Source organism: Aeromonas sp. 600527, from assembly GCF_049175415.1.
GTDB lineage: Bacteria > Pseudomonadota > Gammaproteobacteria > Enterobacterales > Aeromonadaceae > Aeromonas > Aeromonas veronii_A.
In genome coordinates, this window is sequence record NZ_JAAKVA010000003.1 from 200328 (window position 1) to 218341 (window position 18014).

An 18014-nucleotide genomic window follows, 5' to 3' on the forward strand; every position below is an offset into this window, starting at 1 on the left:
TTAATGTCTACGCGCATATGCTTTGAGCAGACTCGGCACATCCAAAATAAGAGCAATTCCGCCATCACTGGTAATCGTCGCCCCAGCCATGCCTGGGGTACCTTGAAGCAGGTTATCAAGAGGCTTGATGACCACCTCTTCCTGACCAATCAGGCTGTCTACCACAAATCCGATTTGCTGAGTGCCAATCTGCACTATTACCACATGTCCGGTATCCTGACGTGAACGTTTGTTGGCGCCACGAATCAACCATTTGTGCAGATAGAAGAGCGGTATCGCCTTCTCGCGCACAATGATGGTGAGCTGACCATCAACCATGTTGGCTTTTTTCAGGTCCAGATGGAAAATCTCGTTCACACAACCAAGGGGAAGTGCGAAGGTCTGCTCACCCACTTCAACCATCAGAGTCGGCAGAATGGCTAGCGTCAACGGAACCTTGATTTCGAGACGGGTACCTTTCCCCCAAGTGGAATCTATATGCACCGACCCATTGAGGCTGACAATGCTGGTTTTAACCACATCCATCCCGACACCACGGCCAGAGATATCGGAGATCTCGGCCTTGGTTGAAAAGCCCGGGGCAAAAATCAGGTTATAGGCATCGTTGTCGCTCATGCGAGCAGCAGTATCTGCATCCAGAACACCGCGACTGATTGCGATGGACTTGAGTTTCTCAGGATCCATCCCTGCTCCATCATCCTCAATGCAAAGCAGAATATGGTCACCTTGCTGGGAGGCACTAAGGGTGATCGTCCCTTGCCGCGGTTTGCCCGCTTTCTCCCGCACATCAGGCATTTCGACCCCATGATCGCAGGAGTTGCGAACAAGGTGAACCAGAGGATCGGCGAGCGCCTCTACCAGGTTTTTATCAAGATCGGTCTCTTCCCCCACCATCACCAGCTCAATCTCTTTCTTGAGGGTTCTGGCCAGATCACGCACCACGCGTGGGAAACGACCAAATACCTTCTTGATTGGCTGCATGCGGGTTTTCATAACCGCACCTTGCAGGTCAGCCGTTACCACATCCAGATTGGCAACCGCCTTTGACATCTCTTCATCATTGCTGGCAATACCCAGGCTCACCAACCGGTTACGGACCAGTACCAACTCACCTACCATGTTCATGATGACATCGAGAGTCTTGGTATCCACCCGCACCGTCGTATCGCTTTGCACAGCACTATTTTCTACTGGCGCAGGCGCCGCCTTGGCGGCAGACGCTGGTGCCTTGGCTGCTTCGGCAGATTTTGCGGGAGCAGCCGGTGCTGGTTTGGCTACAGGAGTGGCCGGTTTGGACGGAGTCACCGCGGCAGGTGCGGCAGGTGCGGCAGGTGCGGCAGGTGCGGCAGGTGCGGCAGGTGCGGCAGGTGCGGCAGGTGCGGCAGGTGCCAGAGTACTCTGAGGCCCTTGACCACGACCATGCAATTCATCAAGCAGGCGCTCAAACTCATCATCATCGATAAGCTCGTCCACCTCTTTTTGCACCGACTTCAGAGGATTCACCTCTGGCGCCCCCATGTGCTGTCCCTGACCATGGAGTTGATCCAGCAAGGCCTCAAACTCATCATCGGTGATATCGCCAGATTGGCCAGCAACAGATGATCCTGCCGCACTATTGGTTGTGGTTGGTGTGCCCCCCACGCCATGCAACTCATCCAGCAGACGCTCGAATTCATCAGCTGAAATCTCGTCGATGGAGCCGCCCCCGTTAACAGCTGCAGGATCGCTTGCTTGGTTTATCGGTTCAACGACCTCGGGGTCAGAGACAACCTCAACAACAGAAGTAACAGCCTCCGGCTCCATGCCATTAGCACCGCTGGTCGCGGTTCGAAGTTGCTCTTCTCCTTCAGGCTTGCACAACTCGTGGAGGTCATGGAGCAAATCATCAGACGCAGGACTTGGCGCTTCACGGTTTTGTACTTGGGCGAACATCACGTTTATGGCGTCCAGCGCTTGCAGGATTACATCCATAAGCTCGGCAGTCACTGTTCGCTTGCCGTTACGCAAGATATCAAATACGTTTTCGGCACCGTGACATACGTCAACCAACTCACCCAAAGACAGGAAACCGGCGCCGCCTTTTACAGTGTGGAAACCGCGAAAGATGGCATTTAACAGATTCTTGTCGTCAGGCCGCTTTTCCAAGTCGACCAGTTGCTCAGACAACTGTTCCAATATTTCGGATGCTTCGACCAGAAAGTCTTGCAGTATGTCTTCATCAACTTCGAAGGCCATGCGTCACTCCATTAGAATCCCAAGCTAGACAGCAGATCGTCCACATCATCCTGACCATTGACTACATCGGCACGCGCCTCTGGATTCATGATGGGGCCTTCGGCTTCAATCCCGTTCGCAGGGAGAGTTCGAGTTGCATGCTCAGCTGCAGCCTCACCAAACATAGTCAGCATTTCTATTAATTTTGTTTCGACTTCCTGAACCAGCTTGATGACCTTGCGGATCATCTGTCCTGTCAAATCCTGGAAGTCTTGTGCCATCAGTATTTCTGTCAGCAGTTGTCGTAACTTATCGGCATCTGATTCAGAAGCCTTAATGAAATCATCGAGTTGATGGCATAAGGACTTAAACTGTCCCACGCTCATATCCCTGGACATCAGTGCATTCCAGTTCGGCATCACCAACTGGATATTATCATTCAGGCGATCAGCTATCGGCAGACTAGCCTCAACAGCATCCATGGTGCGATTAGCAGCCTTATCGGTCATATCGATGACATAATTGAGGCGCTCCCGCGCATCGGGAATGTCATGGGTGGCCAAATCGGGAATTCGGGGGTCGAGACGAAATTCTTGAAGTGAGTTATGCAGTTGTCGGGTCAGCTGACCAACTTTATCAAACAGATCGGCTGCGTTGGGGGCACATACATTGGCAAGCAGTTCATCGGCCAGCTCGAATTCACCTTGCTCCAGATGAGCAACAAGCATCCTTGCCTGGTCGAGCGAAATCATTGCTCTCGTTTTGGCCATCATCCCTGCTGCTCCTTAGCCAAGGCGTTCAAAAATTTTGTCGAGTTTTTCTTTGAGCGTTGCTGCAGTGAAAGGCTTGACGATATAACCGTTAACGCCGGCTTGCGCGGCTTCAATGATCTGCTCACGTTTGGCTTCCGCCGTCACCATCAGCACCGGCAGATGCTTGAGCTTCTCATCGACACGAATGGCTTTCAGCAGGTCGATACCTTGCATGCCTGGCATGTTCCAGTCAGTAACCACAAACTGGAAATCACCATTTTTCAGCATCGGCAGTGCTGTGTTGCCATCATCCGCTTCATGGGTATTGTTGAACCCAAGGTCGCGCAGCAAGTTCTTGATAATCCGGCGCATCGTTGAAAAATCGTCAACAATGAGGATTTTCATGTTCTTGTCCAAAATTCCCTCCTCAATAGCCACCTGAGTGGCTCACTTACATGATGCTAAAAATGGGTTGTGTCATGCGGATTATGCCTTAGAGTTTCATCTCAGTGTAGCCAGTACAAACACTTATAGATGCCAATCTCTCAAACGAGCGCGCAGTCTGTGCATTGCTTGGCTATGTATCTGACTCACGCGCGACTCACTTACATTCAAAACCTCACCAATTTCACGTAAATTCAGCTCTTCATCGTAGTAAAGAGAGAGAACCAGAGCTTCTCTCTCTGGTAAGCGACCGATTTGCTCCGACAGTTGAATTTGAAATCGTTCTGCGGCCAGTTCATCAAACCCGGAGCCTGACGGTGCTTCATCAGGGTTACCGATCACATCCTCACTGACCCCCAAATCCTCGATACCGATGATCTTGCCGCAGGAGACATCCTGCAACATGACATGATAATCAGCGAGAGAGACTCCCATTTGCGCTGCGACTTCCGTATCACGAGCATCCCGTCCATTGGCTTGCTCAACATTTTCGATCGCTTCTGCAATCGCTCGGCTGTTTCGATGCACGGAACGAGGCACCCAGTCACCACGCCGGATCTCATCCAGCATGGCACCACGGATACGAATCCCGGCATAGGTCTCGAAACTGGCCCCCTTGCTACCATCAAAGTTCCGCGACGCTTCGAGAAGCCCAATCATACCTGCCTGGATCAGGTCATCCAGCAAGACACTGCTTGGCAGGCGAGCCAGCAAATGCTGGGCAATCCGCTTGACCAGTGGAGCATGGCGCTCTACCAGCAGATAGGAATCCTGATGACGCAAGTACGCTTGGGCTTTATTCACGGGAACCTTCCTGTGTGGTGGCCTGAGTCTGTAACAGATTCTCCAGGAAAAACTCCAGATGACCGCCAGGCTGGTTGGGTACCGGCCAGCTAGCCGCTTTGTTGGCCAATGCGCGGAAAGCCAAAGCCGCCGGCGACTTGGGAAACGCCTCGACAATCAGTTTCTGCTTGCGTACTGCTGCGCGTAAATTGGTGTCATAAGGCACGCAGGCAACCAGTTCCAGTGACGTATCGAGGAAACGATCCGTTACCCGGGTCAGCTTGGCAAAAAGCTCCTGCCCTTCGCGCAGGCTGCGTACCATGTTTGCCACTACCTTGAAGCGAAATACACCGTGCTCTTTGGAAAGGATCTTGATAAGGGCATAGGCATCGGTAATAGAGGTAGGCTCGTCACACACCACCACCATGATGTCCTGCGCGGCGCGGGTGAAACTCAGCACCATGTCCGAGATCCCCGCCGCCGTATCCACCATCAGAATATCAACCTGGGTCTTCATCTCGCTGAAGGCGCGGATCAGTCCGGCATGTTGTACCGGCGAAAGCTCGACCATAGACTGGGTCCCCGAGGTTGCAGGCACAATCATCATGCCGTACGGTCCCTCAACGATAATGTCGTCGATCGTGCACTCGCCTGCCAGCACGTGAGAGAGATTGCGATGAACCCGCAACCCCAGCATGACGTCAACATTTGCCAGACCAAGGTCAGCATCCAGCACCATCACCCGTTTGCCTTGGGCCGCCATGGCTCCCGCCACGTTCAGGGTCACGTTGGTCTTGCCTACGCCACCTTTACCACCGGAAACGGCGATCACTTTTACTCGATTGTTTTGACGCATTTTGCGCAGACCACTCGCCTGATCCATATACATGTTACTCATAAAACTCCGAATCTTCGGCCTCGCCAAAGCCTGTGCCCCAGAAATAGGGCTCCTCTGTTTCTCGCTCCAGCGAGCCCATGGCAGCTCCGACGAGCTGCGCCGCATTGGCAACCTGAATATCTTCCGGAACCCGCTGCCCATCAGTGATGTAACTGATAGGCAAGACATTCTGGATACACACGTTAATTACTTCGCCCAGATTCAGACTCTCATCCAACTTTGTAAGTATGCAGCCGCTCAAGGGAATGCGCCGGAAATGGTCAACCGCTTCCTGCATTACCCGACGCTGGGAAGTTGCCGACATCACCAGATAGCTGCGGATCCTCACCTTGGCATTTTTGACCAGGGTATCGAGCTGCTCGGTCAGCCGGATATCCCGTTGCCCCACGCCTGCCGTATCGATCAATACCAGCCGGCGGTGGCGGAACTGATAGAGGGCATTGGCCAGCTCTTCGGCATCACGCACCTGACGAACCGGACAGCCCATGATCCGGCCATAAGTCTGTAATTGCTCATGAGCCCCGATCCGGTAATTGTCAGTGGTGATAAGGGCCACCTGCTCGGCGCCATACTTCATGGCAAAACGGGCTGCCAATTTGGCAATGGTGGTCGTCTTGCCCACCCCTGTTGGCCCCAGCAGAGCAACCGCCCCCCCCTGACGTAAAATTTCGTCTTCACTGATCTTGAGCTGAGCCGTCAACACTTCAGCCAACTGGGCCATCGCCTGATGGATAGGCATGTCTTCAGGGATCAGCCCCGCCAGTTGATCGGAAAAGGCATCGTCAAAGCCCATCTTCTTGAGCTCTTTGATGAGCAGGGCACGCATCGGCTCGCGTCGTTCAACCTCCTGCCACATCAGACCGGAGATCTGGTGCTCCAGCAATTTACGGATGCTGGCCATCTCCTTGCGCATCCCCTCCATCTCCTGATCCCGCTGGGCAGGTTGATGGGCCCGTTGGCCGGATACGACACGCGCCTTGGGTTTGGCAGGTTCCGGGACTGTGCCCCACTGTCCCTGCTCGGCCAGCGTTCTGGGCACTGCATTGGCAGCAGCCAGACCAGCCGATTGGGTGTTGCCCATGGGAGCCCCATTGCCAGGCTTCAGTTTCTGCTGACGCGCGAGGAGGGCGGCCAGGGTATCAGCATAATGTTCGTTCTGTTCCTGAACCTTTGCGGGCTCGGGACGGGTCATCTGCCGAGCAGCAGACGAAATATTGACGCTCTCATCGTTCAGCTGACGGCGAACCGGCGCATCTTTGGGGCCCGGAACCTGGGATTGATAATCAACAGCGGCGACTATCTCTACCCCCCCGGTAACCTTCTTGTTGGACATGATGACGGCATCGGGCCCGAGCGTCTCCTTGACCTCGGCCAGAGCCGTTCGCATGTCCTTGGCAAAAAACCGCTTAATCTTCACCCGTCGTCTCCGCTAACTAGTTCTGCCCTACCGCACTGACGATGCGAATCTGCTTGTCGTCCGGCACTTCCTGATAGGACAGCACACGTAATCCAGGAATGGCATTCTTGACAAATTTCGCCAGGGTATTGCGCAGGATCCCCGATGTCAGAAGCACAGCCGGTTGGCCTTCCAATTCTTGTCGTTGAGTGGCTTCCACCAGTGAACGCTGCATTCGCTCCGCCAGACCCGGCTCAATACCGGCGCCATCACCACCACCCGCTTGCAAAGACTGATGCAATATACGTTCCAATTCAGGTGCCAATGTAATCACCGGTAGCTCGGGATCAGGGCCGGCAATCTCCTGAACAATCAGGCGACGCAGGGCAATCCGGCAAGCCGCGGTGAGCACTTCCGGATCCGGGCTGCGCGGCGCGTATTCCACCAGGGTCTGCAGGATAGTGCGCATATCGCGAATTGGCACCCCTTCATTGAGCAAATTCTGTAATACCTTCACAAGGTTACCCATGCTGATCACTTCAGGCACAAGCCCTTCGACCAGTTTGCTCTGATGTTTGCCAATCATGTCGAGCAACTGCTGTACCTCGTCATGGCCGAGCAACAGTGACGCATGGTTGGTCAAGATCTGGCTCAAATGGGTGGCAACTACGGTCGCAGTATCCACCACTGTATACCCCAGGGTCTGCGCCTGTGACACCTGCTCCTTGGCTACCCACACTGCTTCAAGTCCAAACGCGGGATCCAGAGTGGCAATCCCCTGGATCTGGCCGAATACCTGCCCCGGGTTGATGGCCATCTCTTTATCATGGTAGACGTTGGCCTCGCCGGTACTGACTCCCATCAAGGTGATGCGATATTGGTTGGGTGCCAAATCCAGGTTGTCGCGAATGTGGACAGCAGGCACCAGAAAGCCCAGCTCTTGCGAGAGTTTCTTGCGCACCCCTTTGATCCGGTTGAGCAGTTCGCCCCCCTGATTGCGATCCACCAGCGGGATTAGCTGGTAACCCACTTCCAACCCGATGATGTCTACCGGCATCACATCGTCCCAGCTCAACTCTTTCTGCTCATGCGATGGCTGATCTGCACTGGTCGGCATCAACTCGCCACTGGCTGCTTTGGCTACCGCCAGTTTCTCGCGGCGCAGCAGCCACCAGGCTCCGGCGGCAGCGAGCGCCCCCAGACTCAGGAAGGCGAAGTGCGGCATCCCCGGCACCAACCCCATCATCAGCAGGATACCGGCAGAGATGATCAAGGCCTTGGGGTTATCGAACAGTTGGCCTAATACCGCTGTGCCCATATCCTGATCGGTATTCTGACGGGTCACTATGATGGCTGCGGCGATAGAGAGCAGCAGGGAGGGGATCTGCGCTACCAGACCGTCACCGATCGCCAGCAGGGTATAGATCTCGGCAGATTCGCTGAAGGTAAGATGATGCTGCATCATCCCGATGATGAAGCCGCCGATGATGTTGATGAAGAGGATCATGATGCCTGCTATCGCATCACCTTTGACGAACTTGGAGGCACCATCCATGGAGCCATAGAAATCGGCTTCCTGGGTTACATCAAGGCGACGCTTCTTCGCCTCTTCCTGATTGATGAGACCGGCATTCAAATCGGCATCGATAGCCATCTGTTTACCCGGCATCGCATCCAGGGTAAAACGGGCACTCACTTCCGCGATCCGCCCGGCACCCTTGGTGATAACTACAAAGTTGATGATCATCAGGATGGTAAAGACGATGATACCGACCGCATAGTTGCCGCCGATCACCACGTTACCGAATGCCTCGATCACATGGCCTGCCGCTGCACTGCCATTGTGGCCCTCCAGCAGCACCACTCGGGTCGAGGCCACGTTCAACGCCAGCCGCAGCAAGGTGGCGAGCAGCAATACGGTCGGGAAGGCAGCAAATTCGAGGGGGCGCCGGGTATAAACGGATACCAGCAGCACCACGATAGAGAGCGCAATGTTGAAAGAGAAGAGCACATCCAGCATCAGCGGGGGGATGGGTAACACCACCATGCCGAGCGCAGCCAACACCAGCAGAGGGGTACCAAGGCCTTTGCTCAACACTCCCCGAGACTGTTTTAACTGGCCCAATACTGCCTTGAAATCCATCGCTCTTCTCAATGTCAACCTGCTGGTGCCAGATTAAAGCAAACATTAAGCCAACAATGCAAAACATTGAAATACAATGAGTTTACTTTTACAGCGTCAGAACTTTGTCATTTGCGATATTCGGTCGGAATGGGGAGATCCTTGGCCAACGGTTGAGGACGGCGCCCCTGGCCACGGCGGAATTTCTTGAGCTGGAAGACATAGGCCAGAACCTGAGCAACCGCCGCAAACAGCCCTTCCGGAATCTCGCGGCCCAACTCGGTAGAGTGGTAGATAGCCCGGGTCAAGGCCGGTGACGGCATGATGGGTATCTCGTATTCTCTGGCTATCTCCCTGATCTTCATTGCAATTTCATCAGTGCCCTTGGCCACGACCTTGGGTGCGGCACCGGGTTTGCCCGCATCATACTTGAGCGCCACCGAGTAGTGGGTCGGGTTGGTGATCACCACATCGGCCTTGGGTACATCCCCCATCATCCGGCGCATCGCCATCTGCATCTGCAACTGGCGGATCTTGCCCTTTACCTCGGGTTTACCCTCGCTATCCTTGAACTCGTCCTTCACCTCCTGCTTGGTCATCTTGAGCTGACGCATATGGTTCCATTGCTGGAACGGCACATCGATGGCCACAATAGGCAACAAGGCACAGCAAAGGATGATCAGCATCCACAAAAAAAGGTCAAGGGCATCTATGATGCCGCCGGGAAAGCCCTCCATGGAGAGGTTGAGCAGATGATTAAACTGGCTTGAGAGCATCCACCAGGCAAACAGAGTAATGAACACCACCTTGGCGATGGACTTGACCAGCTCGATCAGTGACTGCACTCCAAACATTCGCTTGAACCCGCTGATGGGGCTCATCTTGCTGAATTTCGGCATCATTGCCTCAGTGGAGAAGTTCATTCCCCCCATCAGGATATTGCCGATAAAAGCCGCGATGGCGACCAGAGCGAAGAGCAGTCCGAGCGGAAACACCAGTTCCCCCAGCAGCGCCGGCACCATGGCTACCATGGCATTGGGATCGAAAGCCTGCTCTCTGTTTAGCGTGAAGCCCATAGTCACCACCTTGAGCATGGCGCTCGCCAGGTAACCCTTGATCAACAGCAGGCCAAAGACGGCTGACAGCAGTACGCTGGCAGTTCCCAGCTCTTTTGAACGTGCAATCTGCCCTTTTTCACGGGCTTGTTGCAGTCGTTTGCCCGTGGGTTGTTCGGTACGTTCCTGGTCGGTATCAGCCATTGACACCTCCGAAACATTGGGTGTCGATCAGCTCGCAACTGACCTCCTGCACCCGCTCCCACAAGGTGTCGAAATGGCCGAGGAAGCCGCCGATCGTAAGCCAGAGGATAAGCAAACCCGACATCATGCTGACGGCAAAACCGATACTGAAAATATTGAGCTGGGGGGCAGCCCGGGTCATCACGCCAAAAGCGAAGTTGATAAGCAGCAAAGCCACGATGGCAGAGAGAGCCATCACCAGCGAGGCCTGATACATGACCCCCAGGAATGCGCTCAGTGTTTGCATCGAAGAGACAGACAAACCGCTATCAGAGATGGGGAGCGTCTCAAAACTGAGGATCACCAGGCGCAGCATCACCAGATGACCATCGAGCGCCAGAAATACCAGGGTCGCCAGCATCAGATAAATCTGACCGACCACAGGGGCCGACTGGCCATTCATCGGATCCACCAGGGTGGCAAAACCCAGGCTGGTTTGCATGGCGATCACCTGCCCCGCCATCACGAAGCTCTCCATCAGAAACTGGGTCATCAACCCCAGCGCAATACCGATGAGCAGTTGCTGGCCCAAGACCAGAAAACTGCCGGCAGAGAAGAGCTCCACAGGAGGCATGGGAGGAAGCAGAGGAGCAACCAGAAACGTCACGGCTACCGCCAGCCCCAACCTGATCCGTGCTGCGACCAGCCGGCTGCCAAATACCGCCATAACCATGAAAAGGCTGCTTATTCTGGCCAGTGGCCAGAGAATGGCAGACAACCACTCCATGATCAGAGCGGTGGTATAGGTCACCCCACCACCTCGGGAATTTGATTAACCATCAGGATGAAGAAGTCCATCAGACTCTGCATTCCCCAGTGAGCACCGGCACCCAGCGCAAGCAGTGTCACGATGAGACGTGGCAGAAAGCTCAAGGTCTGTTCGTTGATGGAGGTAGCGGCCTGAAAGATGGCGACAACCAGACCTATAGCCAAACTGGGCAAGATAACGGCACTTACCATGATATTGACCAGCCAGAGCGCCTCACGAAAGACGTCGACAAAGGTTTCGGGACTCATGTTCTGGCTCCTTGCTCGCGACCGGTTAACCGGCACCCAGTCCGAAACTGTTAGCCAACGATCCCAGGATCAGGTTCCAGCCATCCACCATCACAAATAGCATCAGCTTGAAAGGCAGCGAGACGATCATCGGCGAGAGCATCATCATCCCCATCGCCATCAGGATGCTGGCGACCACCAGATCGATGACCAGAAACGGCAAGAACAGCATAAAGCCAATCTGGAAGGCTGTTTTCAGTTCGCTGGTAACAAAGGCCGGGATCAGCACACGCAGCGGCACATCGGCAGGCTTCTCTACCTGTACGTTGGCGATCTCCATGAAGGTATTGAGATCCTTTATCCGGGTCTGAGCCAGCATGAACTGGTGGATGGGCAATTCAGCCCGTTCCAGCGCCTCCTTGGCCTGAATGGTTTCGGACAGATAGGGCTGCAGCGCCTCATCATTGATACGATCCAGCACCGGCGACATGATGAAAAACGACATGAATAAGGCAATACCGATCAACACCTGGTTGGAGGGGCTCTGTTGCAGACCGATCGCCTGACGCAAGATACCCAACACTATGATGATGCGGGTAAACGAGGTCATCATGATGACCATGGCCGGCAAGAAGGAGAGCGCGGTCATCAACGCCAGCACTTGCAGGGTCAGGCTGTACTCCTGAGAGCCATCTCCCATGGTCTTGACTGTCACTGCCGACATACCATCCTGCGCCAACGCAGGCCAGGCGTAAAACAGCGGGATCAACAGGCAAGCCAGCCATCCGGTTTGCCACAACAAGCCGTTAGTTTTTTTCATGTTTGCCCATCAATTTACCCAGCTGCTGGGAAAATGCCTGCGGCTGCTGCTCGTCCAGCGGCTCCTCCAGCCGATAGAGAAAGTTGACCTGCTGTGGCGTCACCCCTAGCAGCAACTGCTGCTCACCCACCTTGACCACCAGCAACTTCTCCTTGTATCCCACTGGCAGCGTGGCGATCACTCTCATCTGTCCGCCCCCCATGGCGTTGGCAATCTTGCTCTTCTTGAGCAAAAAACCCAGCACCAAAATAAGCCCGATCACCATCAGGCTGGAGATCAGCCAAGAGCTCAGGCTGGGAGCATTTGCTGCCCCCCCCACCTCGGCAAATACCGGCAGTGGCAGCAACAACAGCAGCAGACGCATCATTTGAGTTTCTTAATCCGTTCAATCTGGCTGATGACATCAGTCAGGCGAATACCGAACTTGTCGTTTACCACCACCACCTCGCCGTGGGCGATCAGGGTACCGTTGACCAGCACGTCCAGCGGCTCGCCTGCCACCCGATCCAGCTCCACCACCGAGCCCTGGTTGAGCTGCAGCAGATTACGAATGCTGATCTGGCTGCGACCGACCTCCATCGAGATGGTGACCGGAATATCCAGAATGGTGTCAAGCTTGCGCCGCTCCTCGGCACTGATAGGGGCATCGTCCTTGAGCTCTTCCAGCGGAGCCGGTTTGGCTTCCGCCGTCACCTGCTCCTCCAGTGCTGCCGCCCAGGCATCAGCCATCAGATCCTCTTCCTCTGTTCCGCTCATCTTGTTTCCTTATACCGCTTCGTGACAGTCCATAACCGCAAACCGTCGATTAACGCTGTTGTTCTTCGATGCTGCGCTCAAGCTCTTCCAGCTCGGCCTCACCATCGATACGTACACCGCCCCGGGTCACCAGATGCATCTCGGTCTTGACCCCTTCCGGGCGCTTGAGCTTGTCGGTGATCTTGAGTGCCACATTCTCCTTCGTCCGCCCCATCTTGGCGTGGAAGGTGGGCAAATCTTCCACATAAACCAGCAGATGTTCAGGCATGTCGACCGGAATAATATCTCCCGGCTGCAGCTCCATCAGCTCACGCAGTGTAAGCTCGGTCTCCAGCAGTTTGGCCCTCAACTCGACTTTTACATCCATGATCTCGTCGCGCAGCGCCTTGCTCCAGCGCACGTCTGTATCACCCTTGTCACTCTGCACACCGGCATCAAGCAGTTCACGGATCGGCTCCAGCATGGAGTAAGGCATAGCCACGTGGAAATCACCGCCACCACCATCAAGTTCGATGTGAAAGGAGCTTACCACGATCACTTCAGTCGGGCTGACGATGTTGGCCATCGCCGGGTTCACTTCAGAGTCGAGATACTCAAACCCTACGTCCATCACCGGCGCCCAGGCATCCTTGTAATCCTCAAACACCAGTTTGAGCAACATCTGGATGATCCGGCGCTCGGTCGGCGTGAATTCACGTCCCTCAATCTTGGCGTGGTAGCGACCGTCACCACCAAAGAAGTTCTCCACCAGGATGAAAACCAGCCGCGCCTCCATGGTGATGAGTGCGGTTCCTTTCAATGGTCGGAAACGCACCATGTTGAGGCTGGTCGGCACGAACAGAGTGTGAACATACTCGCCAAACTTCAGCATCTGTACGCCGTTGATGGAGACCTCGGCGGTACGGCGCATCATGTTGAACAGGCTGATCCGCATGTGGCGGGCAAAACGTTCGTTCACCAGCTCCAAGGTTGGCATCCGGCCACGGACGATGCGGTCCTGGGAGGAGAAGTCAAACTGGGCAACACCGGGATCTCCGGCGCCGCCTATCTCTTCCTCTTCGACATCATCGACACCGTGCAAGAGGGCATCAATTTCGTCCTGACTTAACAGATCGCTCACGCTTCACCTACTGCATTACAAAGCCGGTAAACAGCACTTGTTCGATAACGGGGGAAGAGACTAGGTCCTTGAGCACCCGACGGCACTCTTCCAGTGAATCTTTGCGCAGCTTCTCCTTGCCTTCAAAGGTCATCAGCTGTTCGGCACTGGCCGCACTGAACACCCGCAGCAAGGTACCTTCAATCAGGGGAATATTCTGTTTGGCCAACGTCTCGTCGGCGGTGCCGCGCACCATCAACTGGATCTTGATCTGCACCAACCGATCCCGCTGGGTACCCGCGACGTTGAAGACAAAGGGGCGTGGCATCCCGACATAAAGGGATGGCTGGGGTGCTTCCACCTTGGGTTGGGCATCGGCTCCCTCCGCCGCTTCTGCAGGGGGCGCATCCGAGCCGGAGAGCATAAACCAGGCACCAGCTCCACCACCGCCCAGCAAAATAACCGCCAGGGCAATGATAATGATCAGCTTCTTTTTCTTGCCCGCAGCCGGGTCTTTTAGCGTCAATTCGTTATCGTCAGCCATCCCTTGTCCACCCTAGTCTCAAACTTGTTCGATATCATAAACTTACTCGGGATTGCATCAAGCATAGAAATCTATTCCAGAGCCGTTTGTCGATTCCACCAGCAAACTGAGGTTGGCTGTGGTGAGTTCTCCCTCAACCAGCCCGTTACCGGCATGTGACTGACCGCCACCCTGGCCCTGCTGCCCCTGCCCGCCAAAAGTGGGCTGACCCTGCTGTTGCTGTTGCTGCGACTGCTGTTGAACCTGCGTCTGGCCAAGCTGGATCCCCTGCCCTGCCAGCATTTCACGCAGACGAGGCATCGCCTGCTCCAGCATCTCGCGAGTCTGTCCATGCTGAACAACGAAATGGACGTTAGCCTGACTGTCCGCTCCAATCTGGATTTGGATCTTCATCTTGCCAAGACCGAGGGGGTCAAGCTGAATTTCCGCCTGTTGCAGTTTTTCGGCCAGCATCACGTTGACCTTCTGGTGCAATTCGGCAGGCGCTTCCTGACTGGCCAGTTTCAGATGGGGTAAATTCTGCGGTTCACGGCGCAACGTAGCCTCAGTGGCGGGCGCCCGGCTTTCGGCCACCTGTGGCTGGGGCTGACTGTTCTGGCCATGCTGCACAGTCTGGCTCTGGCTGCTCTCACTGTTCGATGTTGTAGCAACAAGACTCTTCTCCGCCTCACCGACCTTCGGTTTCAGCTCCTGCTGAATCGCTTTGCGCACCTCGTCGGTGCCGGTCACTTCCATCTGCTTGATGCCGGCTGAAATGCTCGACAGCGGTGCTTGTGGCCCCTGAGATTCGGCCTGGGCCAACACCTGCTGCGGCGCCACCATCACGGGAGCGGCAGTGCTATCGGTCTGAGTCGTCGCATTTACCGTCACACTCCCCTGAGCCGCGGCACTTTGCGTCATCATCACCGGTGCCGAGCCTTGATTGGCTACTGTGGTAGTGGCTGTCTGCTGACTCACCTCGGCGGCACGCTTCTCAGCCCCCTTGCCAGCCATGCCAAGGCTCTCAGCGATTGTGGTTACGGTGCCCGCATCAGGTTGCTTGAGCCCCTCGCTGAATGTCTTGAGTACAGTCCCCTGTGTCACGACTTGCGCCGTTGGTCCCTTGCCGGTCACCACACCATTGGCTGAGGAGCCGGATTTGCTGTCGTCCCCCTCTTTCGCTACGAGTGACTCAACAGACTTGGTAGTACTGGCCGACTCATCGACCGGCAGCACCTTGGCCAGCTGAGTCATTCGCTCTGCCCCCGTAAGGGGCTTGGTTGGCTTGCCATCCACCCCGAGCGGTTCTCCCTTGGCAGAGACTTTCTCCCCAGACTGCTGATCCGATGGGGGGGCAACAGCTTCCTCCTCAGAGGAGAAGGCCGCATGGGAGAGAACGACGGAGGATGATGCGTCGCCCTGCGCCACCACTCGCGCCGCAGAGGGCGATACTGTGGTGTCCGGGGTCGATGTGGCGGTCGTGGCCAACGGCGATTGCGCCCCGGTCTGACCAGCAAGCTGGCGGACAATCCTGGAAGCGGCAGGGGCCAGCGCGCTTTCATCAAGCCCAATGCTCTCCTGCTCACCCTCTTGCGGCAACGGATTGCCGTCTAGCGCAGTGGCGCTCTGTTGGGCTGCCACCACCAGCTGGGGTGTCACTAGCGAGGTATCAAGCTTGAGGGAGTCTTGCAGACGCAGCAGAAAGTCGGTAGCGGGAACCTCCTCCATCTTGTTGTCGGCGTCAGGATCCTGCTCCTTGCTGGGCTCCTCGTGGGGAGAGGCACTCTCGGTCGCCAAAGATTTGGCAGACTGAAGAGTCTTAACGCTCTGATTGCTATCAGCAACACCCTGTTCACTGCCCTGGACCTTTGCAATCAGCGAGGCGAAATCCCCCTTGCTCTCGCTCCCCACCATATCAATGCCATTGCTCTCGGAAGCGCCGTTCAGAGGCGCTTTATCCAATCCGTTAGCCGGAACCGAAGGCGTTTGTGTCAGCACTGTCTGCATCATGATGGCATCCCTGAATTCTGGCGGCCCCAACGAGATAGCCGCCGACAATGTCCAGATCAAAGCAAGTTACAGGCCAGCTTGATGAAAACGCCGCAACATGGCGTACTCATCCAGCATTTTCTGCTCCTGACGCAGGGCTTTCTGCTGCTCGCGGCTTGCCTGCTTCTCCAGCAACAGCTCTACCGCCTTGCGCCGCTGCTGAGCCGCCAGCCACTCTTCACGACGTTGCTCCAGAGCCTGACGTACCTGCAGCACCCCTTCGTATTGCTGGGTAGCAGCCTGCTCGAGCTTGTTGATAAAGGCGTGATACTGGCTGTTTTGCTGGGGCGAGATCCCCTGCAAACCTCGATCGGTCCACTGCTGGTGATAGATTTGGCGGTACTGGTTGAGAGCATTTTGCTGATCCATAAACAGCTTGAGGTCCTGCTGCGCTTTTACCAGAGCCAGAGCACACTGCTGCTCGGCCTCAGCCAGCCGCTCAGCCAACAATAACAACCCTTTACTCATTGCCTCACCCTCTCTTCCCAACCGTCATCAACGCATCAAGGGCATCGCCACCATCTGCAAGGCTTGCAGGCCATCATCGTAATGAATGACCTCACGCATCCCCTGCTGCAAGAACTGATCCAGATAGGGTTTTTGAATGATGGCTCGGTCGATACGCGGATCAGAACCCTGGCTGTAGGCACCGATAGTAATGAGATCCCGGTTCTGCTGATAGAGGGAGTAAAACTGCTTGAGGGTCCGCGCCAACTCCATATGTTCCGGCGAAGTGACCATGGGCATGACCCTGCTGATGGACTTTTCGATATCGATAGCCGGATAGTGGCCTGCGTCGGCCAGTTCGCGCGACAACACAATGTGGCCATCGAGAATCGCCCGCGCCGCATCAGCAATGGGGTCCTGCAGATCATCCCCCTCGGTCAGTACGGTGAAGAAGGCGGTGATGGAGCCCTGGCCGTCACTTCCGTTTCCCGCTCGCTCCACCAGCGCAGGTAATTTGGCAAAGACCGAGGGTGGATATCCCTTGGTGGCCGGCGGCTCGCCCACCGCCAGGGCGATTTCACGCTGGGCTTGGGCATAACGGGTCAGTGAGTCCATCAGCAGCAACACATTGAGCCCCTGATCGCGAAAATATTCAGCGATGGCCAGCGCCGTTTCACATCCCTTTAGCCGCATCAGCGGCGAGGCATCGGCAGGGGCCGCCACCACCACGGAGCGGGCACGCCCCTCCTCCCCCAGAATATCTTCGATAAACTCTTTCACCTCCCGGCCCCGTTCACCGATGAGGCCGACCACGACCACATCCGCCACCGAGCCGCGGGTCATCATGCCAAGCAGCACCGATTTACCGACACCAGAACCGGCAAACAGCCCCATTCGCTGGCCCTGACCCACCGTCAGCACAGCATTGATGGCACGTACCCCTACATCCATCGGCTGATGTATCGGGCGGCGAGAGAGCGGGTTGATGCGATGCTGAGCAAACTGCACAGTCCGGGAGGAGAGAATGGGGCCGAGGCCATCGAGCGGCTGGCCGATACCGTCGATGACCCGGCCAAGCAGGTTCATGCCAACCGGTATGCCATGCTCTTCGGTGACGGGCACCACCCGGGCACCGGGGATCACCCCCTTGAGCTGTTCGCTCGGCATCAGATAGAGGCGATCGCCCGAGAACCCCACCACTTCAGCCTCCAGAGTTCCCTCGAGAGTGTCGATGCGACACAAGGCTCCGATGGCGGCACGGCAACCGATGGCTTCGAGGGTGAGCCCCACCACCCTGGTCAATTTGCCGGCAACCGGCGGTTTGGGGGCGCTGTCGCGTACCTTGTACCCTTGCAACCGGTTCAGTAGCGAGCCGCTCATCTGGCCTCCTGGGAACTAAAAAGTGCAACCGGACGAC

The 18014-nt window shown here is 55.9% G+C and carries 18 protein-coding genes; all 18 read right to left on the reverse strand.

Features of this window, described 5'->3' with window-relative positions:
• Positions 1-2235, reverse strand: a complete 2235-nt coding sequence (locus G5154_RS06670; RefSeq protein WP_421263913.1) for a chemotaxis protein CheA — start codon at positions 2233-2235, stop codon at positions 1-3.
• An 11-nt stretch (positions 2236-2246) separates the two neighbouring features.
• Positions 2247-2987 (reverse strand): protein phosphatase CheZ, encoded by a 741-nt coding sequence (locus tag G5154_RS06675; RefSeq protein WP_005343984.1) that lies wholly within the window; start codon positions 2985-2987, stop codon positions 2247-2249.
• A gap of 12 nt (positions 2988-2999) precedes the next feature.
• Entirely contained in the window at positions 3000-3383 is a 384-nt protein-coding gene (cheY, locus tag G5154_RS06680) for a chemotaxis response regulator CheY (RefSeq protein ID WP_041234108.1), read from the reverse strand.
• Between the two features lie 111 nt (positions 3384-3494).
• Complete coding sequence (locus G5154_RS06685) at positions 3495-4214, reverse strand: RNA polymerase sigma factor FliA (protein ID WP_005343982.1); 720 nt, start codon at positions 4212-4214, stop codon at positions 3495-3497.
• Positions 4207-5049: a MinD/ParA family protein gene (locus G5154_RS06690; RefSeq protein WP_408082997.1), complete on the reverse strand. Its 843-nt coding sequence runs from the start codon at positions 5047-5049 to the stop codon at positions 4207-4209. Before G5154_RS06690 ends, G5154_RS06685 begins: the two co-directional genes overlap by 8 nt.
• 34 nt (positions 5050-5083) lie before the next feature.
• Positions 5084-6508, reverse strand: a complete 1425-nt coding sequence (gene flhF / locus G5154_RS06695; protein ID WP_421250592.1) for a flagellar biosynthesis protein FlhF — start codon at positions 6506-6508, stop codon at positions 5084-5086.
• A 16-nt stretch (positions 6509-6524) separates the two neighbouring features.
• Complete coding sequence (gene flhA / locus G5154_RS06700; RefSeq protein WP_421250593.1) at positions 6525-8630, reverse strand: flagellar biosynthesis protein FlhA; 2106 nt, start codon at positions 8628-8630, stop codon at positions 6525-6527.
• 107 nt (positions 8631-8737) lie between these two features.
• Positions 8738-9868 carry a flagellar biosynthesis protein FlhB gene (gene flhB, locus G5154_RS06705; RefSeq protein WP_005343971.1) on the reverse strand — a complete coding sequence of 377 codons (1131 nt, stop codon included), beginning with the start codon at positions 9866-9868 and terminating at the stop codon, positions 8738-8740.
• Entirely contained in the window at positions 9861-10658 is a 798-nt protein-coding gene (gene fliR, locus G5154_RS06710; protein WP_421250594.1) for a flagellar biosynthetic protein FliR, read from the reverse strand. Before fliR ends, flhB begins: the two co-directional genes overlap by 8 nt.
• Positions 10655-10924: a flagellar biosynthesis protein FliQ gene (gene fliQ / locus G5154_RS06715; protein ID WP_005343969.1), complete on the reverse strand. Its 270-nt coding sequence runs from the start codon at positions 10922-10924 to the stop codon at positions 10655-10657. The genes fliR and fliQ overlap by 4 nt, the downstream gene beginning before the upstream one ends.
• Before the next feature lie 25 nt (positions 10925-10949).
• Positions 10950-11723 (reverse strand): flagellar type III secretion system pore protein FliP, encoded by a 774-nt coding sequence (fliP, locus tag G5154_RS06720; RefSeq protein WP_216979260.1) that lies wholly within the window; start codon positions 11721-11723, stop codon positions 10950-10952.
• Positions 11710-12090 (reverse strand): flagellar biosynthetic protein FliO, encoded by a 381-nt coding sequence (fliO, locus tag G5154_RS06725; RefSeq protein WP_216979261.1) that lies wholly within the window; start codon positions 12088-12090, stop codon positions 11710-11712. Before fliO ends, fliP begins: the two co-directional genes overlap by 14 nt.
• Positions 12087-12479 carry a flagellar motor switch protein FliN gene (gene fliN, locus G5154_RS06730; protein ID WP_005343964.1) on the reverse strand — a complete coding sequence of 131 codons (393 nt, stop codon included), beginning with the start codon at positions 12477-12479 and terminating at the stop codon, positions 12087-12089. The genes fliO and fliN overlap by 4 nt, the downstream gene beginning before the upstream one ends.
• A gap of 49 nt (positions 12480-12528) precedes the next feature.
• Complete coding sequence (gene fliM / locus G5154_RS06735; RefSeq protein ID WP_005343961.1) at positions 12529-13599, reverse strand: flagellar motor switch protein FliM; 1071 nt, start codon at positions 13597-13599, stop codon at positions 12529-12531.
• Between the two features lie 7 nt (positions 13600-13606).
• Entirely contained in the window at positions 13607-14122 is a 516-nt protein-coding gene (gene fliL / locus G5154_RS06740) for a flagellar basal body-associated protein FliL (protein WP_421250595.1), read from the reverse strand.
• Between the two features lie 57 nt (positions 14123-14179).
• Positions 14180-16111: a flagellar hook-length control protein FliK gene (locus G5154_RS06745; RefSeq protein ID WP_421250596.1), complete on the reverse strand. Its 1932-nt coding sequence runs from the start codon at positions 16109-16111 to the stop codon at positions 14180-14182.
• A 66-nt stretch (positions 16112-16177) separates the two neighbouring features.
• Positions 16178-16618, reverse strand: a complete 441-nt coding sequence (gene fliJ, locus G5154_RS06750) for a flagellar export protein FliJ (RefSeq protein WP_337072573.1) — start codon at positions 16616-16618, stop codon at positions 16178-16180.
• 27 nt (positions 16619-16645) lie between these two features.
• On the reverse strand, positions 16646-17977 hold the full coding sequence (fliI, locus tag G5154_RS06755) for a flagellar protein export ATPase FliI (RefSeq protein WP_005343955.1): 1332 nt from the start codon (positions 17975-17977) through the stop codon (positions 16646-16648).
• Positions 17978-18014: the final 37 nt, after the last annotated feature.